Source organism: Shewanella marisflavi (assembly GCF_002215585.1).
Taxonomy (GTDB): domain Bacteria; phylum Pseudomonadota; class Gammaproteobacteria; order Enterobacterales; family Shewanellaceae; genus Shewanella; species Shewanella marisflavi.
The window spans coordinates 3,121,076-3,145,466 of record NZ_CP022272.1; the positions used below are offsets into that span (position 1 = coordinate 3,121,076).

Sequence of the window (24,391 nt, forward strand, 5' to 3'; positions counted from 1 at the left end):
TACTTTGATATCGGGCTTTTTTAAAAACATTGATTATTTTAATGTCTGTTTATCCTTCACTTTAGCTTGCTTACTGCTGAAGTCTTGACTCAGGGGCACGCACTCTTCAACGCTTTTAATAAAGTATTTCTTACCTTTATTATCGGTTCGCTGCTTGCCTACAAGACTTGCTGACTTTAGCTGAACATCTTTACTTTCCCAACGATAAAATACAACTTTGTACCCTTTAGCAGAACTATTAATAAAACATTTATAATCCTGCTTGGCTGCCAATATTGGCTGGCTTATAAAAATACCCAGCACGCTAACAATACTCATGATAAATATCTTCATTTCCAACACTCCGTCGAAGGCCCTTTTTCCCCTGTCGATGTCATTGTAATCGTTGCGCATGTTGAGTCCCTGCTCGCCTGTGCACCTTGCGCTGTTGCAGTAATTGTGAACGAGTTAGTACCCGATGATGCCACACTATAATGACCATGTTCAGTTAAAAAGGGGGATGTAGTAAAACCTAACTCAGTCATATTAGTGGCATAGGCACGATTATCCAGATAATACTGTTCTTGCAGGTTTGCTACCCTCATCACAGCAGCGACGCCTTCAGAGCGAGCGCTTTTTGTAATGTAATCAATATAAGATGGATAAGCGATCGCAGCAAGAATACCTATAATAATCACCACAATCATCACTTCTATTAAGGTAAATCCCTTCAACTTAAAACTTTTCATCAATACAGTTACTCATTTATGTGGTAATAAATTTTGTTGGTTATTAAGCACGCTCCAAGATCAATTGTGCCCGTACAATTAAAACCATTCTCATCACAAAGCCCACTACCAATGATCAACTTAGCTTTGGTCTCACAATCGAGAACCGACTTAGGGTCTGAATTAGGATCAGGCTCCGGCTTGGGTGGAATAATAATCTTTGGCGGCTGAGGAATACAATTATCACATACATTCTCCCAAGGGTCCCCTAAACCAGGAAGACCCGGTTCATAATCAGGATCATAAGTGAAATTAAACCGCCCACCTTTATGAAGATCAAGTGCATAAAGGCGTCCCTGTGAAGAAACTGTACAACTTTGACTATCTTCAACTACTGGCTGAGTCGGAATAAAAGAGGTAAAATACACCTTACCTTTAATAATCACAGAAGGCGCCAAACTTTTCTCTCCAGAAACTGAGAAGTTAAAAAACCAACCTCTCTTGGCACCAAATGCAATATTTTCAGCTTCGGTTTCAGGAGCTGCCGAAGTTACATCATACAAATTTTCCAATGTAAGTGGTGCTGGAATTGCTGTTACCCCAGTACCAGAACCAAATTGTTGAGTATTAACATTTCTATCTTGTAAGACAAAAAACATATCATTCACCCCTAAACCTAAGGGGTTCGCTCTGTTACCTGTACCAAGAGTCACTGCATCATAAGGCACATTTTGTGAAACAACCTCCGTTGTCGTTCCTGTCTCTGTCGTGATTGTCACATTAGTGATATTGGTAAAGGTCGTTTGAGCAACGACAGGCTCGTAGAAGAAACGACGGTCGCCGTTTGATAGAGCACTTCCTAATTCAGCAAACTTAAAACCACTCCAAGTATCCTCATCCTCTGAAGGTAAATCCATACGCCAAACATTACCTCCAAGATCAGCAGCATAAAGACGATCGGTATACCCATCACTATTGCTGTCAAGCGTAGCAATTGAGCCGACGATCGAATCTTCTATTCCTGGCAAATCTGTATTACCGCTGGCTCCGAACTTGTGAATTAAGGAACCATTTTTTGCATCTATTAAATACACCATTCTGCCATCTATATTAGTCCCTGAACCGGAGCTAGAATCATACCCTTGGCTGTAACCGCCGCCCACTATCATAACAGGGTTTTCATGACCTAATATTTTAGTAATAATAGGGGTGGACCAAGTTTGGCCTAAGCTACTAAAACCTAATGTATTATTTGACACTTCCCACAACAACGAAGGGGAATCAGGATCTGTAATATCAAAAGCAAAATAAGAATGCCCTCCACGACGCATACCTACGAATAACCAAGCTTTACTTATCGTACCAGAGGAACTTCGTTCAATATAAGCTGTTGGCGAACCATCCATACCATATACGTTATGTCCAGCCAAGTAGCTATTTCTACGAATCGTCGCTATGTTTGGTAATAATTGATAAGGCATAAACGCCCAACTCTCATCTACCGTATTTCCATAATCCCTAAATGCATGCAAAACCCCATGGTTAGTACCGACAAAAATACGCACATTGGTACCATCACCACCATAATCAATAGCTAAAGGCTGAGAATGAAGCGGGTCCCCCATTATATCCCCCCTGACTCCATTAAAATCGATTGAAGTTAAAGTACCGTCATCATAGGTATCGACATTCTTACCTTTAATCCATTCAAAAGTAGCATTTAATTCACTATTAACATCTAATGCTGGCAATCCTAAATAAACCGCTAACGCATCGTCACTACCTGCGTAAATTGAAGCATTAGTTCTCGTTAAATAATCTAGGCTCGCTTCGGAACCTATATCGCTATAAATAACTCGATTATCTGGAACAATAGCGCGTGCAGCTCCTCCAGCCACAACAACATTACCGCCATCTTGTCTATCGCCATTTTCATCAAGATAGCCGCTATCACCACCTGAAGTACAAGTACTCCAGAAAGTACAAGCTCCCTCTGAGATCCCCCCAGAACTATCGATAGCAGCCTTTCCTTTAGCATCAATAAGAGTTCCTGTTGAATCGACTTTTAACTTCTTCAAATTCCCTGCCCACTTAGGACTCTGTTGAGGACTAAAAAGCGCATAATAGGCTGTGTCTAGAGTTCTAGTAGGATCGGCGTTACTAAAAGCAACCCCTGGTGCAGAAAACCGCTGGCCGGTGGTTGAAAAGTTGTCAATAATATTGCTTATTGCCTCTTGCAGACCGACCACATCATCTGCACTATGATAGGTCCCTAATATTTTTCGACCATGAGGAGTATCTACATAGGAACGGTTTGCAGTTTCAATCAGCAAAGGCTCAGCATCAGACTCATCTCCAAGACTAAAGCCAATTGTATGTGTCACAACTCTTTGCTTATTTTCAACATTAGGCAAGATATCATTAGCAAACATATACTCCGCAAGCGCTGGTAAATAACTCACCTTAGGTGTGCCATCACTCTCACTGCCATAAGTGTAAGGATCATTATTCAATAATTTAATGTTATCGTCGGCACTGGTATCCAAGACTGGTGCGCCATCAGTAATATAAATAACATGTGCAACTTTATTACAGGCAGATAATGGGCTTATATAGCTTGCACCATTCTCAATGCTGATATCATATATAGGCTGATTAGCGGCATACTTAACATCACCACTATTATAATCACTATCACTATGCCCAAAAGTTATTGCCCCTCCTGAAAAATATTTATATGCTTCGAACAAAGTTTCACATAATGGCGTATTAGTTTCAGCAGGTAAATTTGTAATAGTATTGATCAATGCATCTTTTTCTGCAGCGGAGCGATTGCGGACTCCGGCGACTATACGACCACCATCACGATCACCTTCGTCTGGATAATTCAGATTAAAAACGGCCAAACCAAAATCCACTGATGGAATTGTACTGATCACCCCTGAGATAGCTGTTTTAGCAATGTCCAACCGATTTAATCCACTACCTGGAGGCAAGTCCGGCAATAAGCCAGCCTTATAAGCAGTATGCCAACGAAGATAATTATCTGTATAGAGAGTAACTAATTCACCGTTGTTCCACGCTAACTCTTTTGCTCGACCTTGTGCTCCACTTGTATTATCCCAAGGATTATCCACATCACCATCTTTAGGGTATCCATTGGGAAAGCCGGTCGCATAAGGCGAACCATCATCATTATTACTGTTCACCACTGCATCAATATCTTCCCAACAATCGACAGGGCTGTTCTTCTCTGCACCACTATTTTGTTTTATAGGTTGCCAGGTTCCTTTACCGCTTCCTGATGTTTTAAATTCTCGAATATACCCAGTAAAACGACCATATGTATTTAATGCATCACGTGCTGCTTTACAACCATTTACATAGTCGTTAAAACGTCTAGACTCTGAGGGACTATCCGGAACAGGTAATGACGATTCATCCATACCGGTACCAATTGTAAAATAAATCATTCGCCCCTGATAAGAATGAGAATTTCCTACCGGAGGATATGTTTCCTCCGAATCATAACTTCCTGGTAATCCATCAAGGATAGTGTCCATGCTATTGGAGTTATCAAATATAATCAGAACTTGAGGACGAACATTATTAACCGCAGGATTCAGGTATAAATCCGTATCGTCCGCGAAAGATTGTACCGGAAAGCATAAAGCCGCAACAGAGATTGTAACTAACCATTGATAAAATTTCATATTTAACTCCCACTGAGCACTTCTTGCTCAATCCCTGTAACGACTGTTACTTGACCCAAATTATTTCTTCCAAAACTCACTTGACTAGAAATCTGTATTCGGCGACATTTAAACAAATTAGTTCCACTTGCATTGACGCTGCGCTGGCAGCCCACATTCTCAGGTTTCACAATTAAATTACCTGCCCCATCATCAACTAAAGGTAACGGAGTAAGCACCTGCGTACCTTTAGAAAAAAAGTTCTGATCGTCGATAGTCGACATGTTAGCCAAAAAGGCTGGTGTTTTATTTAATAAAATCGCGGCGATTCCACCATCAGCCAAAGCCTTTGCTTCGACTCTCTCGGCTCCAGCACCGGCCATCCGCAATGATTGGGTTGAATTTACTGCAAGTGCAACACCAATCACAGTCATCATGATTAAGATTATTAACGAGAAAAACAGCACTACGCCTTTTTGTCTTGTTAAACTATTCATAGCTTTTTTCATAACTCCCCTTAACTCCGAATCAGCACCGGATTTTCAAGAACTATGGTTGTCGATAACACCTTGCGTCGATAATTATCTTTAGGGATATCAAGAAGTTTAAAGTCGGCACTAGGGGGAGCACTATATTTGTCACCAAGAATATAAGTCGTTTCATTTTTATAGTTGGGATCTGCTTTAATCGATCTAACGAGTACATAGACCTTAATCGCGACTAATCGTTGAAACGATTCGTTATCCCACATCAAAGAGCTCACTTCATTCTCAGGAATATATCGGTCTGGCGTACCATCACCATCATTATCAAACCCATACAGAAAGCGCATGTTCTCTATGCCTTCAACAAGCTGCTCATCATTTCCCATGCCGGAGCTATTAAGAGTTTTACGCCTTAAACTGGGGATGCCATTGCTATCGTTTGCGATAAAATACACATGATGCTGGTACTGCCAGATCCTGGCATTGGTCAACCCTGTAGATGGGACACCATCATTAAAGAAGATCGCCTGACTAGATGTTGCCGAAACAAAATAGTTACTGCTATTACCTGTAGCTACACTCGGACCAATAAAACGCTTAATCTGCAAAACATCGGTACCAGGTTTCACATTTGACGATGCAAGACAGGTTAATGAACTTCCACTTACACCACTCTCGTATCCCCATAAACGCCTAAAATGCGCAGGTTGATCAGCAGGAAGCGAAGCATTGTTTAATCCGGCTCCCACGCAATCAGTACCAGTAATTTCTGTGTCGACTGTAGTATTGACCCCTATAATAAAATCCGTCCCGGTCATATCTCCCATAAAACCCAGCTGTGAAATATCACGCTCCATTATCGCCAATGCTATGCGGCCATTTTCCTGTAACTGATTGAACTGACTAGTTGTAGTGACATTCGATGAAGACATGCTAAACATGGTAAACACGCCAGCGGTCAAAAACAGGGCGATAACCATGGCCACCATCAACTCGACCAATGACATGCCCAGTTGTGACTTTGTTACATGATACATTATAGTTTTCATCTAAATAATCACCGTCTTGATCGAAAACACTCGTCTATTTTCTTTATCTGATGCACAAGAAGTATCTACATTTGCTGCATCTATTGTTGTTTTCCGTATACCTCTCCATACCATTACTACTGTCACTGTGTTCGTTGCCACAGAAATACAAGCCGTAGGTGTATCCAAGCCACCGACATTATTTCCACCAGCAACCTCTGCAGAACCAGAAAATAATGTTTGCCACTCATAAACATCCCAGCTTTTCATTTCGCTAGGAGAACAAACCGCACTACCACTACAAGCTTTAGGAACTGTTCCAGTAGGAGCACCAGCATACATGTTCTCATAAGAAGTTAGCTGACTCGGATTCAATCTCATTCGGTTAATGATGTCGTTGGCGTAGTATGAAGCCTGGGTTTGCTGAAAAGACTCGAAGCTGCCTCGTTTAGAGACAACGTGAAGATTGAAGATGCCGATTAAGCCAATAACTAAAATGACGAGTGATACCATCACCTCAATTAGGGAAAACCCTTTCCCACGTTTTACCATGATGTCAAATCTCCGATAATAGCCATACTTTTGACAGTCGTTTCAGTTGTTTAGTCTTTAAAAATCTGAATGTTAGCATAACTTTAAACTATACTAGTTAATCATAGATTAGTCGAATATTACGCGCTAGTAATATTAAGTCTAAAAATGTATCTCCATATAGCCAGGATGATTTTTAAGCAACAAAAAAGGAGGCCTTGGCCTCCTTTTCTCATCAAAACAATCAGATATAGCTAACGCAATTCCGCCGGAACGGCAAACACCGTATCTTCTTTTCGCCCCTCAACCTCGGTAATAACGCTCGGCGCCAACTTGGCAATGGCATCTATAACCTGTTTTACTAGGACTTCAGGAGCTGATGCACCCGCTGTAACGGCAACCTTTTCGATACCGTTAAACCATTCAGAGTTTATGTCATCGGCATTATCGACAAGGTAAGACTGAGTCCCCTTCTTGATAGCCAGCTCCATCAAACGATTAGAGTTAGAGCTGTTTTTCGAGCCCACGACAATAAAAAGGTCAACGTCATCGGCAACATTACGTACGGCGTCTTGTCTATTTTGAGTCGCGTAACAAATATCATCCTTACGCGGTCCCTGGATAGACGGGAAACGTTTTTGCAGCGCCGCGATCACATCGGCAGTATCGTCCATCGACAAGGTGGTCTGAGTAACAAAGCAGAGGTTTTCTGGATCTTTAACAACCAAAGCTTCAACATCCGCCGGAGACTCCACCAAGAGCACGCCCCCTTCAGGGTTATCATACTGCCCCATGGTGCCCTCGACTTCAGGGTGTCCCGCATGACCGATTAAGATACATTCGATCCCTTTGCGGCTCGCACGAGTAACCTGAAGATGCACCTTAGTGACTAAGGGGCAGGTCGCGTCAAACACACGTAGTCCGCGTTTTTTCGCTTCGGCGCGTACCGCCTGAGATACGCCGTGGGCACTGAAGATCACTATGCTATCGTCAGGTACTTGATCCAGCTCATCGACAAAAACTGCGCCTCTGTCTTTGAGGTTTTGTACCACGTACCTGTTGTGCACCACTTCGTGACGCACATAGATAGGCGGTGAAAACAACTCAAGCGCCCTTTCGACAATGCTAATCGCCCTGTCGACACCGGCACAAAAACCACGAGGATTAGCCAGCTTGATCTGCAAGCTTTGTGGAGGTTGAGTCATAATTAGAGCTCCTGAACCACTTCCAATTCAAATGTCACTGTACGACCCGCTAACGGATGATTGAGATCGACGGTAACAGAGTCACCAAGTACATCGCGAACGATACCTGGAATCTCACTGCCGCCAGGACCTGCGAAACTTAGGATAACCCCGGCTTCGAGTTGCATATCGGCTGGAAACTTGCTCCTGTCCATATGATGAATCGCATCGGGATTCGACTCCCCAAAGGCATCTGCGGCCTCTAGGGTAAAGCTGTGTTTGTCCCCTTGCTTCAGGCCCTTCAGCTCTGCTTCAAAAGCAGGACTCAAGGTTTGATCGCCTATGTTTAACTTGGCAGGCTTACCTGAAGCTTTAGTACTATCGGCGGTAGAGCCATCTTCTAGCACTATATTCATATGACATAATAATGAACGCGTAACAGTCACTTAATACTACCCCTTTGCGACATCTTTGCCGTCTGGTTTACTCTCTGAGATAAACGAATCCAAGATAATAAGCCCGGCACCAACACAAATCGCCGAATCGGCAATATTAAAAGCAGGGAAATGGCTCGTCTTCCAATAAAAATCGAGAAAATCAACCACAAAGCCATGTTGCAGCCGGTCGATAAGATTACCCAGCGCCCCACCTATGACTAAGGTATAGGCCAGATTTAGTCGCCACATAGCGTTTGGTTGCTTACGCAGCCAAACAGTCAACAAGGTACTAAAACCGACAGCCACAATGGTAAACAGCCAACGCTGCCAGCCACCCGCATCGCTTAAAAAGCTAAAGGCAGCGCCATAATTTCTCACATAAGTGAAATTAAAAAATGGCAATAAGTTAATTGACTCTCTCAGGTCAAAATTGGCTAACACCCATTGCTTGGATAGTTGATCGGCGATAAACACCAATACAACTACCCAATACCAACGTAAGCCACTCTCTTTCCAGCTAGATGGCATTCTATTCCCTTATGCGAACTGACGTACTTCGCCATCACCTTCAATATTGGTGACGCAACGTGTACAAAGCAGTGGGTGCTCAGCAACCTGGCCCACATCTTCTCTATGGTGCCAGCAGCGGTCACACTTAGCCGCCTCGGTCTTAGCAACTAACAGTTTTAGACCGGCAAGCTCAGTAGCTACCGCATCATCACCCGCACTCGCCAGCGGCGCAATCTGAGTATTAGAGGTCAGCAGCACAAAACGCAGCTCATCTCCTAACAATGCTAGAGACTCGGTTAGGGAATCATCAGCGTAAAGCGTGACTTCAGCCTCTAAAGAACCACCAACGCGTTGTTCACGACGCGCTTGTTCAATCGCCTTGTTCACTTCGTCACGTACCGTGATGAGGTTTGTCCAGTACTCGTCGCTCAGGTCGCTATCTAGGGTGACTGAAGCTAAACCTTCAAACCAGGTCTGAGTAAACACAAACTCATCGCGCTCACCCGGCAGAGATTGCCATACCTCATCGGCAGTGAAGCTTAAGATAGGCGCAATCCAGCGCACCATGGCTTCGGCAATCAAGTAGAGTGCACTCTGACAGCTGCGACGAGCTAAGCTATCGCCCTTAGCCGTATATTGTCGGTCTTTGATGATGTCCAGATAGAAACTACCTAGTTCGACAGAGCAGAATTGCATCAGCTTCTGCGTCACCAAATGGAAATTATATTGCTCGTAAGCCTCTAAGATCTCAGCTTGCAAGGCTGCGGCACGGCGTACCACCCAGCGATCCAATGCCACCATATCTTCAACGGCAACGGTATCCTTAACAGGGTCAAAACCATTGAGGTTTGCAAGCAAGAAACGCGCAGTGTTGCGGATACGACGATAGGCATCGGCACTACGCTTAAGGATCTCGTCAGAGACGGTCATCTCACCGCTATAATCTGTCGCCGCGACCCAAAGGCGCAAAATGTCGGCGCCAAGTTTATTAGTGACTTGTAGCGGGGCGATCACGTTGCCGATAGATTTAGACATCTTACGGCCCTGACCATCCACGGTGAAACCATGGGTTAATACCTGCTTGTACGGCGCCTTGCCACTCATGGCCGTTGAGATCATCAGAGACGACATAAACCAGCCACGGTGCTGGTCACTACCCTCAAGGTAAAGATCGACAGGATGACCATTATATTCTGGACGCGCGGCAACCACAGATGAGAAGGTAGAACCTGAGTCATACCACACATCTAAGGTATCAGTGACCTTACGGTATTGGTCGGCCTCTTCGCCTAACAGCTCTGCTGCGTCAAGATCCCACCAAGCTTGAATGCCTTCTTGCTCGATTCTGTGGGCTACACGCTCCATTAAGGCAACGCTATCAGGGTGTAGCTCTTCGGTCTCTCTGTGTACAAACAGGGTAATAGGTACACCCCAGGTACGCTGACGCGAGATACACCAATCTGGACGGTTTTCAACCATCTTCTCGATGCGGCTCTGTCCCCAGTCAGGGATCCATTGTGTCTTCTCGATCTCACTCAGTGACTGACTACGCAGCCCCTTTTGATCCATAGAGATAAACCACTGCGGCGTCGCGCGGAAGATGATAGGTGTTTTATGGCGCCAGCAGTGTGGGTAGCTGTGACGATAGGCCACATGATTCAGCAGCGCGCCTTTCTCTTCAAGCAGCGCAACAACGTTATCGTTCGCTTTAAAGACATGTTGACCAGCAAAGAACTCAGTGTCTGGCTTATAAACACCATTGTCTCCCACAGGGTTAGCCACTTCCAGACCATACTTTTGACCAATCACGAAGTCATCCTGACCATGGCCAGGGGCTGTATGCACCACACCTGTACCCGAGTCGACAGTCACGTGATCGCCAATAATGACAGGTACATCAAAATCGTAGAAAGGATGCTTAAAGCGAAGCAGCTCTAATGCCTGACCTTTAACACTACCAAGTACACGGTGCGTCTCGGCGCCATAACGCTCAAGGCAAGACTCAACCAACTGCTGCGCCACTATGATGGCCAGTTGCTTGTCTTCTTTAGTGAACTCAACCAAATCGTAATCGATATCACCGGCCATTGAGAGGCCACGGTTCGCAGGCAGGGTCCAAGGGGTCGTGGTCCAAATAACGGTCGCGACATCGGCGTCACATTGCTCGACACCGAATTTAGCCAGCACTGCAGCCTTATCTACCGCCAAGAAGGCAACATCAATGGCTGGTGAGGTCTTATCTTCATATTCAACTTCAGCTTCCGCTAACGCCGAGCCACAATCGGTACACCAGTGTACTGGCTTAACCCCTTTGTGCAGATGACCATTATCAATAACCTTAGCCAGTGAGCGAACAATGTTGGCTTCGGTATCAAAATTCATGGTCAGGTAAGGATTTTGCCAATCTCCAAACACACCAAGACGGATAAAGTCTTCGCGCTGGCCGTCAACCTGCTGCGCCGCATATTCACGACACTTCTGACGAAACTCGGCTGCTGTCACCTTCTGTCCAGGCTTACCCACTTTCTGCTCGACCTTAAGTTCGATCGGCAGACCGTGACAGTCCCAACCCGGAATATAAGGCGCATCGAAACCCGACAAGGTTTTAGACTTAATAATGATGTCTTTTAAAATCTTATTTACTGAGTGACCAATATGAATACTACCGTTCGCATACGGCGGGCCGTCGTGCAAAATGAAGGGCTTGGCACCTGTGCGGCTTTCACGAATCTTTTGGTACAGCTTATTCTCTGTCCAAGATTTCAACATCTCTGGCTCGCGCTTTGCCAGGTTACCACGCATCGGAAACTCAGTTTCCGGCAAGTTTAAAGTAGATTTATAGTCGCTCATTGATCCTATACCGTTAATTTAGCTAATAGAGCTCAGCCTGCATCTAAGCCAAGCAGAGCCTTGGCTCTGTCAGCATCATCTTTAATTTGAAGCTTCAGCGCATCTAATGACTTAAATGGCTGTTCATCCCTAATCTTTGCCACCAACTCAACTTCAACTGTGCGGCCATAAAGGTCACCATCGAAATCAAACAGATGGACTTCTAACTGACAATTTTGTCCATTGACTGTGGGCCTGAAACCCACATTGGCAACGCCTTCGTAAATATCGCTGCCGTCCCAATACAGTTTCACCGCAAAGACACCTCTCACCGGAGAGACCTTGCGTTTTAAGGCGATGTTCGCCGTTGGAAAACCTATGGTTCGGCCAATTTTTTCACCGTGAGCCACCTTGCCACTGAGCGCATAGGGATGTCCCAATAGGCGCCTTGCCTGCTCCAGATTACCTTTAGCTAACTGAGAGCGGATCTCGGTGGAACTCACCCGCTTATCGCCAATGATAAAACTATGGGTATTGACCACAGCAAAGCCATATCGCTCGCCGGCGGCTTTCAGCATCTCAAAATTTCCACGTCGCTGCTTGCCAAAACAGAAATCATCACCGACCACCAGATACTTAACACCAAGCTGCTTAACCAAGAGATCTTCGATAAAGGCTTCGGCGGGCATCGAGGCAAACTTCTGATTGAAATTGACACATAGCAGACGATCTATGCCGAGCTCATCGAGCAAGACAATTTTATCGCGCAGCAAACTCAGCCTGGCAGGGGCATTCTCCCCTCTAAACAGCTCTTGAGGCTGTGGCTCGAAGGTCATCAGTGTCGCAGGAACCTTGAGTTGCTTTGCTTTTTTCACAAGGGCAGCAATGACTTCGGCATGACCACGGTGCACGCCATCAAAGTTACCAATAGTCAGCACGCAACCCTGGTGTCTGGGTAAAATATTATGTATACCGCGGATCAGTTCCATTACATTCAATAACTAGCAAGCATAAGTTCGCGGATTATATACTAGCTGAGAAGGATAATCAGCACTCAAAAGCCAGCTTTCATCCTCCAAGGGCGAATTCCTAACAATAACATAACCAACAGGTACACCACAGCCCCCGAACCGATCAACAAGGCCAGTTCTGTCGCCCGTCCCACAAAGGTAAAATTCAACCAGTCGTCCATGCTCGGCATCAAGTAATAGAGCACCGACATCATTAGCACTGCGGCGGTAATGGTTTTACCCATAAAGACAAAGGTTTGCTTTGGCACTTGATAAACACCGGCGCGATGTAAACCGCGATAGAGCAAACAAGCATTAAGCAGCGCCGACAGAGAGGTCGCAATCGCCAATCCCACATAGCCAAAGGGAAATACAAAGATAAGATTAAACACCATGTTGCTCACCATTGCGATAATGCCATAACGCACGGGCGTCTTAGTATCCTGACGAGAGTAATACCCAGGCGCTAACACTTTAATCAGCATGAAACTTAACAGTCCCGACCCATAAGCCATCAAACTGTATGAGGCCATATAGACATCATCGACGGTAAAGGCGCCGCGCATAAACAGCACCATCAGCATAGGCTTGGCTAACAAAATCAAGCCGCACATCGCTGGTACGCCCATCAGTAATATCGCTTTAATGCCCCAGTCCATAGTCTTGGCAAAGCCATCTCCCTCGGCATTTACATATTTCTTCGACAGCGCGGGTAAGATCACAGTCGCAATCGCGATACCAAACAAGCCCAAGGGAAACTCCAACAAACGGTCAGAGTAATAGAGCCAACTGATCGAGCCTGTCATCAAGAAACTGGCGATAAAAGTATCGAGCAGTAGATTGATTTGCGACACCGACACCCCAAACAGCGCCGGCAGCATCAAGGTGCGAATCTTCACCACGCCGGGATGATGCCATCCCCACGAGGGCTTAACCAAAGCCTTTTCTCGCATCAAGAATGGAATTTGAAACAGAAACTGAATTAAACCACCAGCAAAGACGCCCCACGCCAAGCCTATTTCCGGCTGTTCAAGCCTGGGGGCCAGGAAAATGGCAGCGCTGATAATTGCCACATTCAAAAATACCGGCGTAAAAGCCGACACGGCAAACCGCCCCCGAGTATTTAGGATAGATCCGGCCAGCGCAGTAAAGGTAATAAACCAGAGGTAAGGAAAGGTGATCTTCAGCATCAGCGAGGCTAGCTCAAATTTTTGACCATTGGGCTCATCGTTCAACCAAGCCAAAAACCAGCCGCCACCAAATAGTGCCGTCAAGACCGGAGAGGCGATCACTCCAATCAAGGTCACCAGGGTCACTACTACTCCGAGCGTGCCGGCCACTTTAGCCAGCAACAGCCTTACCGCCTCGTCATCATGCTTCTCTTGGTATTCGGTTAATACAGGCACGAACGCTTGAGCGAATGCTCCTTCGGCAAATAGTCGACGTAAAAAATTAGGAATTTTATTAGCGAAAAAGAAAACGTCTGCGCTGCTCCCAGCCCCCATTAGGTTTGCAATTACAACGTCTCTCACTAAACCTAAAACACGAGAAATCAGCGTCATAGCACTCACTATCATGCCTGACTTAAAAAGTTTCTTGCTCAAAGCTCCCCCTGAAACGAGCACCACAGGTGTGTCGAGCAAGTTAAAAAGTCGACTTACCCCCTGTCACCAAGCAGCAAATACTGCTAGAATTGCGCACCATATTACACGAGTTAGGTTGAAGAACGCCAAGTCTGCTCTGATTATTTATCTTTAAGATAAAGATCCGATCATTGTCATTGACAAACTGACTAAAAAAAGGCATATTCCTCGACCTTTAAAAATATCTAACCCTTTTAGGAGTTGCACCTTGGCTAATAGCAAGTCTGCAAAGAAGCGCGCGCTTCAATCTGAAAAACGTCGTCAGCACAACGCTAGCCGTCGTTCTATGCTACGTTCTTACGTTAAGAAAGTTATCGCTGCGATCAACACTGGCGATCACAAAGCGGCAACTGAAGCATTCAATGCTGCACAACCAATTGTTGACCGTATGGCGACTAAAGGCCTTATTCACAAGAATAAAGCTGCTCGTCATAAGGCTCGTCTAAACGCTAAGATCAAAGCACTGGCTGCTTAATCTGTCGCGATATAAAAAAACCGGCTTAGGCCGGTTTTTTTGTATCTAAAATATAGTGGGGCTGCTAAAAGCCGCTCAATCTCGCGCCCGAAAAAAAAAGCTGACAGCATACTGCCTATCAGCTTTTCTCCCTGCACTATATCATCTCTACCTAGTGGCAATAGATGGTATTGAGTAACTTAATAATCTCGGATACTTCCTTGCTTTTTAGCGAATAAAATACCGTTTGCGCTTCTTTTCGCGTTTCAACTAAGTTGTCTTTACGAAGCCATGCTAAGTGTTGCGATAGCGCAGATTGGCTAAGCCCGAGCTTTTTATTCATCTCACCGACACACATCTCACCTTCGCTCAACAAGTAGCATAAGATGAACAGTCGGCGTTCATTTGCCAGAGCCTTTAGCAATACAACAGCATTATCCGCTCGTTGCTGCATCAATTCTATATTCATTACGAGCAATTTCTCCTAAAACAAACCCCGGCACTAATATAGCGTTGACTTAAAGATATAGTCGGGACATAAAGCACACTTTTTGCTAGATTGTTTTCAAAAATGGGACATACGTAATAAAAATAAAGGAAACTCATGAAAAGCTCCCCTCTCCCCCTCTTATTCACCCTCTTTTTTACCGGACTAGCAGGTTGTCAAAGCACGACAACAGAAGACACAAATCAAAGTGTTAGCGCACAGCTACAACAAAAAGCACTCGAGTCCAGCTTATCTTACGATATTGTCGAGTCATTGACGGTTGAGGTTGGCCCAAGACTCGCTGGTAGCGAGAAAGACCTAATCGCCGTTCAGTGGGCCGAGAACAAGCTTAACTCACTCGGTTTTGACAAGGTCTATAAAGAAGCCGTTAAGGTTCCCGTCTGGCAACGCGGAGAGGCCAAGGCCAGCATTGTCTCCCCTTTCGCCCAACCTTTAGTGATCACAGCCCTCGGTGGCAGTGTGGGCACGCCAGAAGAAGGCATCAATGCCCCTATCGTACGCTTTGAGTCCCTCGAAGCGCTAAAACTCGCCGAGCCTAGCCAGGTATTGGGGAAAATCGTGTTTATCGATCACATCACCCCTAGGTTTAAGACAGGTAAAGGCTATGGCATCACAGTTGGTGGTCGTTCACGCGGCGCCATTGCCGCAGCCGAAAAGGGCGCCTTGGCCATTGTCATTCGCTCTATCGGCACAGATCATGACAGGATGGCACACACGGGTATGATGCGTTACCAAGAAGGGGTTGAGAAGATCCCAGCGGCCGCTATGTCTAACCCCGATGCCGATCTCATTGCCTTGATGCTAAAGCGCGATCCCAATGTCATACTCCACCTTAAGCTGACCCCTAAAAACCTGGGCTATGCCACCTCATATAATGTTATCGCCGAAGTCACTGGCAGCAGTAAACCCGATGAAATAGTGCTTATCGGCGCGCACCTGGACTCATGGGACGAAGGCACAGGGGCTATTGATGATGGTGCTGGTGTCGCAATTGTCACTACGGCTGGGCATCTTATCTCCCAGCTACCACAACGGCCAGCCCGCACGGTTCGGGTTGTACTCTATGCCGCAGAAGAGTTGGGGTTGATTGGTGGTAAGAGCTACGCTAAAGCACATCAACATGAGCTGGATAAACACTATATTGCCGCCGAATCTGACTTCGGCGCAGGATATATCTACCAGCTAGACTTTAACGTCGCAGACAGCGCCTTTGCGGCCATACAAGCCCATACAGCCTCAATGCAAGCCAACGGCGTTGCCATGGGGAACAACCAGGCTTCAGGCGGGCCCGATGTCTCTATGCTGCCTAACCATGGCGTTCCCGTCGCATCACTTAGACAAGATGGCACCGATTACTTTGACTATCACCACACGCCAAACGATACCTTAGACAAAATCGATCCCAAGGCCTTGGCACAAAATGCCGCCGCCTATGCGCAGTTTGCTTACCTGATGGCGCAATCAGAGATTGAGCTTAGACCGCTAACGTCTAAGGCCAAGTAGACAATCTCAGTTAAGCGAGAGTCGAAATTCCAACCTTAGTTTCAGACAAAAAAAGCAGCCGATGGCTGCTTTTTTCATGGGGTTGAGCCGTTGTGGCTCTGGCATTCGCTAGGCTTGCTCTTCTCTGAGGAATACAGGCTCATTAACGCTCGAATCCGCTTCACTGTAATAGTAGCCGGCCGTATCAAACTTAAGGAGATCTTCATAACGGCTGACATTATTGTCCAGCATATAACGCACCATCATGCCGCGCGCCTTCTTTGCGAAGAAACTAATGACCTTGTACTGGCCATTCTTCTTATCCTTGAAAATAGGCGTTATCACCTGACCTTGGATCTGCTTAGGCTTAACCGCCTTAAAATATTCATTTGAAGCAAGATTGACCAGAATGTCATCCCCCTGCTCGGCAAGGGCTTTATTGACCTCTGTGGTGACAATATCGCCCCAAAACTGATACAAGTTCGCTCCTCTTGGGTTCGACAGCTTAGTGCCCATCTCCAGTCGATAAGCCTGCATCAGATCCAATGGGCGTAGCAAGCCGTACAAGCCAGATAAGATACGTAAATGCTTTTGTGCTCGTTCAAGACTTTGCGCCGACAAAGTATCGGCATCCAGTCCGGTATAAACATCGCCACGAAATGCAAACAAGGCCTGTTTAGCATTGTCCAGATTAAAATCCTTGTTCCACTCGGCAAAACGCGCCACATTCAAACCGGCTATCTTGTCACTTACCTTCATTAAAGAGGCGATATCTGCTGGTGTTAGCTCTCGACATACCTCGATCAGCGCTTCACTGTGCTCAAGCAGTGTCGGCATGGTAAAGGTTTGAGTACTTGCTGGTGTTTCATAATCCAGGGTTTTAGCCGGAGAGACTAAAATCAGCATAAATTGTCCTTATTTCTAACGATCAACGAGACGTCTATCATACTGACGCTGACATAAAAAAACCACGCCCATAGGACGTGGTTTTTTAGATGGTACTAATAGATATTGGCTATTAGCGTCGAGGTATTAGCCTACACCTCAGGCACGGCTATCGACTTATCTTGATCTTTAGTCAGTACCGCCGCGTTAGGCTTACCTTTCCAGATCTGCTCATCGAGCCCATTTAACTCTGGGAACTGCGCCGCATCAAAGGTAGGCACCTTGCCTGCCTTCAGCTGTATTTCGTAATCTTTAATCACCGCATAGGCGACCTTAGAGAGCATGACAATCGCAGCAATGTTGACCAGCGCCATCAAGCCCATAGACACGTCGGCAAAATTCCATACCAACTGCAGTGAAGCAACGGAGCCCGCCATAACCATAGCTAGCACTGCAACACGGAAGCTATACAGTATCTTCTTACTCTTACTGAGGAACAGGATGTTGCTCTCGGCATAACTATAGTTAGCAATGATCGAGGAGAAACAGAATAAGATAATCGCAAATGCCACAAAATAGGCGGCCCATCCACCCACTTCATTGGTCAAGGCTAGTTGCAACAAGCCAATGCCTTTCTGCTCGCCAGGCGCATCTAACACTCCCGACAGCAAGATAATGGCTGCCGTTGCGCTACAGATCACGATAGTATCAACAAAGACCCCTATCATCTGCACAAAGCCCTGTGATGCCGGGTGATTAGGATTCGGCGAAGCCGATGCTGCAATGTTGGCTGCGCTACCCATACCGGCTTCGTTTGAAAATAGTCCCCGGGCGATACCCGCCATCATAGCGCCCATCGCGCCGCCGGCGGCTTCTTCCCAACCAAAAGCACTTTTTACTATGTAGGCAATCGCCGCAGGAACTTGCTCAATGTTCATCGCAAGCACCACCAGCGCAATCGCCAGATAAGCCACCGCCATGATAGGCACGATAAGCTCAGAAGCCTTAGCCACCTTCTTGAGGCCTCCGCTAATGATATAGGCCGATGCAGCAACTATGACTAAGCCAACCATGGTCTTATCAAAACCAAAGGCATTGTTAAGCGCGTCTGTCATGGTATTAGCCTGGGCGGCGTTAAAGGCAAAACCGAAGGCAATGATCAGCAAAATAGAAAACAGAGTTCCCATCCAACGCTTACCTAAGCCTTTTTCCATATAGTAAGCAGGACCACCACGATACTGGCCATCGCTGTCTTTGATTTTATAGACTTGTGCTAAGGTTGATTCAATAAAGGCGGTCGCCATCCCCAGCAACGCAATGAGCCACATCCAAAAAACGGCACCCGCACCACCGACAGTGATCGCCACGGCCACACCGGCCATGTTTCCGGTACCCACCCTTGCAGCCATAGAGGTACAAAACACCTGAAAAGATGAAATACCGTTTGTTTTCTCACGGCCCTGTAACACTAGCTTAGTGCCATGACCAAACATTCTGAGCTGAATAAAGCCCAATCTTAATGTAAACAACACGCCCGCAGCGACCAGCACGTATATCAGCACGCTACCCCACAACATGCCGTTAACCGCGTTAATCGCAGAGTCGATTAAATTTAATACAGATTCAAACATAGAACTTCTATAACCCTTAGGACGTTTACGGCGCCATAGTAAAACAAGTCGCCATCGTTGTTGAATTTCCTTCCCAATTTGATCGAATATTTTCGGCAGGATTATCTTTTCGAATTATCCTTTCATGATGCTAAAGCAACATGCCTGCCGAATCCGACACGCCAAAATAGCATACCATCAAAAAATCACCATGTGACACAGATCACACTTACCCATTTACATGACATTGGCATCACGCAACCAGACACAAACAAGCTACTGTATTAACGTGGATAACATAGTATTTACGACCAAAAATTTAACATTCTGTAAATTTTATCACTTTGCAAAAATAAGATATTGAACACGTTTTTGTAATAAAATTACAAATATAGTGCCTCACATAAGCTTTGATTAACTTTTTGCTTACTATAAATGGGGTTATTTATGTCACAACAGCAAGAGATCACCGCACTCAAGAAATTTGTAAGAGCAACCAACTTCTTGGCTACCTCGCAAATTTACTTAAAGCAGAACGTTCTGCATAAACGTCCGTTAGAACATAGCGATATCAAGCCCAGACTGCTAGGTCACTGGGGAACTTGCCCAGGTATCAACTTCGTCTACGCCAACGTTAATCGTCTCATCAAGAAAACCAATCGCCCTTTCCTTTACCTTGTCGGCCCAGGCCACGGCTTCCCAGCAGTGCAAGCTAACCTGTTTATGGAAGGATCGTTAAGCCATTTCTATCCTGAGACCATCCCTTACAACGAGACAGGTATCGAAGATATCTGTAAGAAATTTTCAGCCGCCTATGGTTATCCATCACATGCTAACCCTGAAGCACCGGGTCAGATCCTAGAAGGTGGTGAACTGGGTTACTCATTATCAGTGGCCTGGGGTGCTGTACTGGATAACCCTAACCTAATCGCTACCGTACTTATCGGTGACGGCGAGTCTGAAACCGGCCCATTGGCGGCATCTTGGTATGCAAACCGTCTGGTTTCGCCAGCCAACAATGGTGCCGTACTGCCAATCGTACACATTAACGGCTACAAGATCTCAGGCCCAACCCGTATGGGTCGCATGAGCCACGAAGAGCTTGAACTTGAATTTAAAGGCCTTGGCTACCATCCAATCATTGTCGACAGTGATCTTGAAGAAGATGTCTATCTGCAGATGACCAAAGCCATGGATGATGCCTATGCCATGATCGACGCGATTCAGACCAAAGCTCGCAGTGGCGAAGATGTCGTTAAGCCTCGCTGGCCAGTGATCCTGATGCGCACAGCTAAAGGCTGGACAGGTGTCGCCGAAGATAACGGTAAGAAGCTAGAAGGTAACTGCGAGTCGCACCAGGTTATCGTTAACAAGTGTGCTAAAGATAAACAGCACCTGGAAGCACTGGACCAATGGCTTGCCAGCTACAAGTTCAGTGAACTCTATAGCATCAACGAGCAAAACCAGATCGTCTTTGACAAAGATATCCAATCACTGCTTCCACCAAAAGAGCTTTGCTGTGGTCGTCAACACCTGAGCTATGGCGGTGAAGTGGTACGTTCACTGAACAACCCTAAGCTGGAAGATCTGGCCTACGGCGCAGAAACACCAAGAGGCCAGCGTGGTTACTCTATGCTGAAGATGGGTCAATGGATGCGTGACGCCTTCAAGCTCAACAGAGACCAGCGTAACCTGCGTATCTTCAGTCCAGATGAAACTTACTCTAACCAGCTTCAAGCTGTGTTTGAAGAGACAGATCGTGCATGGCAATGGCCAATTGAAAGCTGGGACGAAGATATGTCTCGCGATGGCCGCGTACTCGAGTTGCTATCAGAAAACTTGCTCTTTGGTATGCTGCACGGCTACACAGTAACAGGTCGTCACGGCATGTTCCCCACTTATGAGTCCTTCTCGCAAGTGGTGTCGTCTATGGCCGACCAATACTGTAAATATGTCTATGCCAGCCAGGGCGTACACTTCCGTAAGCCGGTTCCTGCTTGTAACGTCGTGCTCTCTTCACTGCTCGAGCGTCAAGATCACAACGGTTATTCTCACCAGAATCCATCATTCTTGGGCGCTATGCTTGAGAAACACCCAGAGATCATCTCGGCTTATCTACCTGCCGATGCAAACTCTACTCTGGTCTACACTGAGCGCGCCTTCGCCGACCGCGATAAACTCAACATCATTGCCGCAGGTAAGAAAGAACTACCACAGTGGCTAACGTTGGACGAAGCACGTCAACAGGCCAAAGATGGTGTCATGGTGTGGGATTTTGCCTCAGATGATAATCCTGATGTGGTACTGGCAGGCTGTGGTGACTATGTCACGCAAGAGTGTATGGCATCTCTGGTTATCCTACGCGAACTGTTACCAAGAGTGCGCGTACGCTTCGTCAGCGTAACAGAGTTGACCAGCAGCGGCCTGGGTAGCCGTAAGTTCCAAAGCAAACCTTGGATGATGGATGAGATCTTCACCGCCGATAAGGGAGTGGTATTTAACTACCATGGTTATCCAAACACCATCAAGAAACTGGTATTTGATTACAAAGGTAGCCACAGATTCCGCATTAAAGGCTATGAAGAAGAAGGCTCAACCACTACGCCTTTCGACATGGGTGTACGTAACGGTACCTCTCGCTACCACTTGGTTATCGACATGGCTTACAAGCTATTCCAGCAAGGTGTTATCGATGAGACCCAACATGTGGCCATCACCACCGACATGCTACAACGCTTAGTCGATCACCGTAACTATATTAAAGCGAACGGTGTTGACCCAGAAAACATCGAAAACTGGGTGTGGACACGTTAAGACTAGATTAACGCCACATTAATCATTCGACTAGAAAAAAGGCGCTTCCTAGAGGAAACGCCTTTTTTATTACCATATAACCACTAATCATAAAAAAATTACCTGTTATACATGGCAATTTCTATATCCTCGTAAGATAATAAAAAGGCTAGCGATAATACCAAAGGAATCCCCCCACAAAGTGCTGGCATGTTTTTACAGGGTAGAAACAGCATGGGGGACGATAAAAAACAAAGGAATTGGAAAATGATGAACAATACATTGAAAGCTATTCTGCTTACATCAATGCTCCCATTTGCAGCTAATGCAGCACAAGAACTTACTCCTTGGTACGTCGGTGGTGGTTTAGGCGTAAACAACTACGAACCTAACTGCGATCAGAAAACCATGAAAGAGTGTGGTGAAGATGATCCTTATGCTTGGGATGTATTTGGTGGTTATCTGTTTAACGACTACTTCGGTATTGAACTAGGTTATCGCGACCTGGGCCGCGCCGAATGGGTCGACTATGCCAACAAACTTAACGACGCTGGTGCACGAGGAATGACACTAGGCCTTGTCGGTTTCTGGCCATTTGCCAACCACTGGAGCATGTCTTTTGAAGCTGGTGCAATGAACTACCTGCTTTCAAACAACAAACAGTGGGGAAGCGAGTACTACAGCGATAGCGGTGTAGCGCCATACTTTGGCGCTGGTATCGGCTACAACTTCACAGAGAACCTCAAGTTGCAAGCCAAGTATCGTCGTTATGAAAATCTCGATGAAAACGAGTGGAACACACTCGAAATGGAGAGTAATTACTGGGGTCTTGAACTCAGCTACCGCTTTGGTCGTACAGCGCCTGCCGCCGCAGTAGCCCCTGTCGTTGTCGCACCAAAAGATTCAGACAATGATGGAGTCACAGACGATAAAGACCAGTGTGCAGACACCCCAAGCAACCACAAGGTTGACGCCAATGGTTGTACCATCTATCGCGAAGTCACTGAAAAGCATGAACTGGGCACCATTCGTTTTGCCAATAATTCAGCCGTTGTGAACTCGGCATCTTATGATCAAATCGAAAAACTGGCTAACTACATGAATACGCACCCACGCTCAACCGTGGTAATTGCTGGCCACGCCTCTAACGTAGGTAACCCAGATTACAACATGGAGCTGTCTGAGCGTCGTGCCAACGCCGTTGCCGAGCTATTAGTTAGCAAATATGGTATTAACCAGCAGCGCGTAAGTGCTAAGGGTTATGGTATCACTGAGCCGCTAATCGAAGGTAATAGCCCTGAAGCAAACAAGGCTAACCGCCGCATCGAAGCACACGTAACAGGCGTACAAAAAGAAGCGGTATTAAAGTAAATCGATAAGGATTCACTGAGATCTTCTTCACTAAAATCGCTGCTTAGGCAGCGATTTTTTTTCCTGTCATAATTTAATGGTTATACTCTAAATCCGTTTAGGGAAAACGTCAGCCTCACTAAATGGCTACGGTTAGAATGCCTTTTACTGATATTTAGCAACTTTTCTGTAATTTTTTTTCATTCACGGTTGGAAATATCGGCAAAATCGCGTCTAATAGCCGTTAGCAAACCACACACTTAAGCTGCTTCTTAAGAAGGATGTAATTTTCATGGCTAATACACTAGAGCAATTCAAATCGATCACTACCATAGTCGCCGATACCGGGGATATCGAAGCCATCAAGCGTTATCAACCGCAAGACGCTACCACCAACCCCTCTCTCATCTTAAAAGCAGCTCAAATACCAGAATATAAACACCTGATCACCAACGCTATAGAATGGGCCAAGACCCAGAGCGATGATCTGGCACAACAAGTCGAAGACGCAGGTGACAAACTCGCGGTCAACATTGGCTTAGAGATCCTGAAAATTGTTCCTGGCCGCATCTCCACTGAAGTCGACGCCAGACTCTCTTTCGATAAAGCCGGCTCCATTGAAAAGGCTCACAAGCTGATCAAACTTTATGAAGAAGCTGGTATCGACAAGTCACGCATCTTGATCAAACTTGCTTCAACCTGGGAAGGTATTTGCGCCGCAAAAGAATTAGAAAAAGAAGGTATTAATTGCAACCTAACACTGCTTTTCTGTTTCGCTCAGGCCAGAGCCTGTGCCGAAGCGGGCGTTTACCTTATCTCACCTTTTGTGGGTCGCATCCTGGATTGGTACAAAAAAGACACAGGTAAAGAGTACAGCGCAGAAGAAGATCCAGGCGTTGTCTCAGTCACCAGCATCTACAACTACTATAAGCGCCACGATTACAAAACTGTCGTCATGGGCGCTAGCTTCCGTAATACGGGTGAGATCATCGAACTGGCTGGTTGTGATCGCCTCACCATAGGCCCAGCGCTACTGGAAGAGATGGCCAACAGCAACACCCAAGTGGTGCAAAAACTGAAACCGACCACAGATATCCAAGCACCTGGTGCTCCGCTAACCGAAGCCGAGTTCCGCTGGGAGTTTAACCAAGACCCAATGGCCGTAGAGAAACTTGCCGAAGGTATCCGCAACTTTGCTGTCGACCAAGGCAAACTTGAAGAGATGTTAAAAGCAGAACTGGAAGCTTAAAAGG

The 24,391-nt window shown here is 46.0% G+C and carries 20 protein-coding genes; 5 read left to right on the forward strand and 15 right to left on the reverse strand.

Annotated elements, in window-relative coordinates:
- Positions 1-33: 33 nt before the first annotated feature.
- The 12 genes from CFF01_RS13860 to murJ all read right to left on the reverse strand — a co-directional run bounded on the left by CFF01_RS13860 (position 34) and on the right by murJ (position 14,017).
- The gene (locus CFF01_RS13860) at positions 34-333 is read right to left on the reverse strand and encodes a TapY2 family type IVa secretion system protein (RefSeq protein ID WP_088905181.1); all 300 of its coding nucleotides are present in this window, start codon (positions 331-333) and stop codon (positions 34-36) included.
- Complete coding sequence (locus CFF01_RS13865; RefSeq protein WP_088905182.1) at positions 330-728, reverse strand: type IV pilin protein; 399 nt, start codon at positions 726-728, stop codon at positions 330-332. Before CFF01_RS13865 ends, CFF01_RS13860 begins: the two co-directional genes overlap by 4 nt.
- Before the next feature lie 8 nt (positions 729-736).
- On the reverse strand, positions 737-4,420 hold the full coding sequence (locus CFF01_RS13870; RefSeq protein ID WP_088905183.1) for a pilus assembly protein: 3,684 nt from the start codon (positions 4,418-4,420) through the stop codon (positions 737-739).
- A gap of 2 nt (positions 4,421-4,422) precedes the next feature.
- Positions 4,423-4,908 carry a pilus assembly PilX family protein gene (locus CFF01_RS13875; RefSeq protein ID WP_232479443.1) on the reverse strand — a complete coding sequence of 162 codons (486 nt, stop codon included), beginning with the start codon at positions 4,906-4,908 and terminating at the stop codon, positions 4,423-4,425.
- Positions 4,909-4,916: 8 nt separating this feature from the next.
- Positions 4,917-5,933: a PilW family protein gene (locus CFF01_RS13880; RefSeq protein WP_088905184.1), complete on the reverse strand. Its 1,017-nt coding sequence runs from the start codon at positions 5,931-5,933 to the stop codon at positions 4,917-4,919.
- A complete protein-coding gene (pilV, locus tag CFF01_RS13885) occupies positions 5,934-6,464 on the reverse strand; it encodes a type IV pilus modification protein PilV (protein WP_088905185.1) in 531 nt (176 codons plus the stop codon).
- A gap of 233 nt (positions 6,465-6,697) precedes the next feature.
- Complete coding sequence (ispH, locus tag CFF01_RS13890) at positions 6,698-7,627, reverse strand: 4-hydroxy-3-methylbut-2-enyl diphosphate reductase (protein ID WP_181404220.1); 930 nt, start codon at positions 7,625-7,627, stop codon at positions 6,698-6,700.
- Between the two features lie 23 nt (positions 7,628-7,650).
- Positions 7,651-8,073 carry an FKBP-type peptidyl-prolyl cis-trans isomerase gene (fkpB, locus tag CFF01_RS13895; protein ID WP_088905186.1) on the reverse strand — a complete coding sequence of 141 codons (423 nt, stop codon included), beginning with the start codon at positions 8,071-8,073 and terminating at the stop codon, positions 7,651-7,653.
- 6 nt (positions 8,074-8,079) lie between these two features.
- A complete protein-coding gene (gene lspA / locus CFF01_RS13900; RefSeq protein WP_033539822.1) occupies positions 8,080-8,592 on the reverse strand; it encodes a signal peptidase II in 513 nt (170 codons plus the stop codon).
- Between the two features lie 9 nt (positions 8,593-8,601).
- Complete coding sequence (gene ileS / locus CFF01_RS13905; RefSeq protein ID WP_088905187.1) at positions 8,602-11,424, reverse strand: isoleucine--tRNA ligase; 2,823 nt, start codon at positions 11,422-11,424, stop codon at positions 8,602-8,604.
- A 32-nt stretch (positions 11,425-11,456) separates the two neighbouring features.
- Positions 11,457-12,392 (reverse strand): bifunctional riboflavin kinase/FAD synthetase, encoded by a 936-nt coding sequence (gene ribF / locus CFF01_RS13910; protein WP_088905188.1) that lies wholly within the window; start codon positions 12,390-12,392, stop codon positions 11,457-11,459.
- Between the two features lie 65 nt (positions 12,393-12,457).
- Entirely contained in the window at positions 12,458-14,017 is a 1,560-nt protein-coding gene (gene murJ / locus CFF01_RS13915) for a murein biosynthesis integral membrane protein MurJ (protein ID WP_088905189.1), read from the reverse strand.
- Positions 14,018-14,264: 247 nt separating this feature from the next.
- Between murJ and rpsT the strand changes: the two genes are divergently transcribed.
- Positions 14,265-14,531, forward strand: coding sequence for a 30S ribosomal protein S20 (rpsT, locus tag CFF01_RS13920; RefSeq protein ID WP_011864900.1), 267 nt, complete (start codon positions 14,265-14,267; stop codon positions 14,529-14,531).
- A 151-nt stretch (positions 14,532-14,682) separates the two neighbouring features.
- On the opposite strand, the gene CFF01_RS13925 is transcribed toward rpsT, so the two are convergent.
- Positions 14,683-14,979 (reverse strand): ArsR/SmtB family transcription factor, encoded by a 297-nt coding sequence (locus tag CFF01_RS13925; RefSeq protein WP_011864899.1) that lies wholly within the window; start codon positions 14,977-14,979, stop codon positions 14,683-14,685.
- Positions 14,980-15,114: 135 nt separating this feature from the next.
- Here CFF01_RS13925 and CFF01_RS13930 point away from each other — a divergent pair, with 135 nt between their 5' ends.
- On the forward strand, positions 15,115-16,521 hold the full coding sequence (locus CFF01_RS13930; protein ID WP_088905190.1) for a M28 family peptidase: 1,407 nt from the start codon (positions 15,115-15,117) through the stop codon (positions 16,519-16,521).
- A 108-nt stretch (positions 16,522-16,629) separates the two neighbouring features.
- Here CFF01_RS13930 and yaaA read toward each other — a convergent pair whose 3' ends face one another.
- Together yaaA and CFF01_RS13940 are read right to left on the reverse strand one after the other, a co-directional pair.
- A complete protein-coding gene (gene yaaA / locus CFF01_RS13935) occupies positions 16,630-17,406 on the reverse strand; it encodes a peroxide stress protein YaaA (protein ID WP_088905191.1) in 777 nt (258 codons plus the stop codon).
- 131 nt (positions 17,407-17,537) lie between these two features.
- Positions 17,538-19,016, reverse strand: a complete 1,479-nt coding sequence (locus CFF01_RS13940; protein ID WP_088905192.1) for an alanine/glycine:cation symporter family protein — start codon at positions 19,014-19,016, stop codon at positions 17,538-17,540.
- A 426-nt stretch (positions 19,017-19,442) separates the two neighbouring features.
- Between CFF01_RS13940 and CFF01_RS13945 the strand changes: the two genes are divergently transcribed.
- The 3 genes from CFF01_RS13945 to tal all read left to right on the forward strand — a co-directional run bounded on the left by CFF01_RS13945 (position 19,443) and on the right by tal (position 24,387).
- Complete coding sequence (locus CFF01_RS13945; RefSeq protein ID WP_088905193.1) at positions 19,443-21,809, forward strand: phosphoketolase family protein; 2,367 nt, start codon at positions 19,443-19,445, stop codon at positions 21,807-21,809.
- A gap of 246 nt (positions 21,810-22,055) precedes the next feature.
- A complete protein-coding gene (locus CFF01_RS13950; protein ID WP_033539814.1) occupies positions 22,056-23,159 on the forward strand; it encodes an OmpA family protein in 1,104 nt (367 codons plus the stop codon).
- 271 nt (positions 23,160-23,430) lie between these two features.
- A complete protein-coding gene (tal, locus tag CFF01_RS13955; protein WP_088905194.1) occupies positions 23,431-24,387 on the forward strand; it encodes a transaldolase in 957 nt (318 codons plus the stop codon).
- The last annotated feature ends 4 nt before the right edge of the window (positions 24,388-24,391 follow it).

Bases quoted from the DNA above. Each gene is read 5' to 3' on its own strand.
- CFF01_RS13880 (WP_088905184.1), bottom strand. From the start codon at position 5,933: ATGAAAACTATAATGTATCATGTAACAAAGTCACAACTGGGCATGTCA.
- CFF01_RS13940 (WP_088905192.1), bottom strand. From the start codon at position 19,016: ATGTTTGAATCTGTATTAAATTTAATCGACTCTGCGATTAACGCGGTT.
- yaaA (WP_088905191.1), bottom strand. From the start codon at position 17,406: ATGCTGATTTTAGTCTCTCCGGCTAAAACCCTGGATTATGAAACACCA.
- CFF01_RS13950 (WP_033539814.1), top strand. From the start codon at position 22,056: ATGATGAACAATACATTGAAAGCTATTCTGCTTACATCAATGCTCCCA.
- CFF01_RS13875 (WP_232479443.1), bottom strand. From the start codon at position 4,908: ATGAAAAAAGCTATGAATAGTTTAACAAGACAAAAAGGCGTAGTGCTG.
- pilV (WP_088905185.1), bottom strand. From the start codon at position 6,464: ATGGTAAAACGTGGGAAAGGGTTTTCCCTAATTGAGGTGATGGTATCA.
- CFF01_RS13925 (WP_011864899.1), bottom strand. From the start codon at position 14,979: ATGAATATAGAATTGATGCAGCAACGAGCGGATAATGCTGTTGTATTG.
- CFF01_RS13860 (WP_088905181.1), bottom strand. From the start codon at position 333: ATGAAGATATTTATCATGAGTATTGTTAGCGTGCTGGGTATTTTTATA.
- ribF (WP_088905188.1), bottom strand. From the start codon at position 12,392: ATGGAACTGATCCGCGGTATACATAATATTTTACCCAGACACCAGGGT.
- ileS (WP_088905187.1), bottom strand. From the start codon at position 11,424: ATGAGCGACTATAAATCTACTTTAAACTTGCCGGAAACTGAGTTTCCG.
- CFF01_RS13930 (WP_088905190.1), top strand. From the start codon at position 15,115: ATGAAAAGCTCCCCTCTCCCCCTCTTATTCACCCTCTTTTTTACCGGA.
- CFF01_RS13945 (WP_088905193.1), top strand. From the start codon at position 19,443: ATGTCACAACAGCAAGAGATCACCGCACTCAAGAAATTTGTAAGAGCA.
- tal (WP_088905194.1), top strand. From the start codon at position 23,431: ATGGCTAATACACTAGAGCAATTCAAATCGATCACTACCATAGTCGCC.
- lspA (WP_033539822.1), bottom strand. From the start codon at position 8,592: ATGCCATCTAGCTGGAAAGAGAGTGGCTTACGTTGGTATTGGGTAGTT.
- CFF01_RS13865 (WP_088905182.1), bottom strand. From the start codon at position 728: ATGAAAAGTTTTAAGTTGAAGGGATTTACCTTAATAGAAGTGATGATT.
- CFF01_RS13870 (WP_088905183.1), bottom strand. From the start codon at position 4,420: ATGAAATTTTATCAATGGTTAGTTACAATCTCTGTTGCGGCTTTATGC.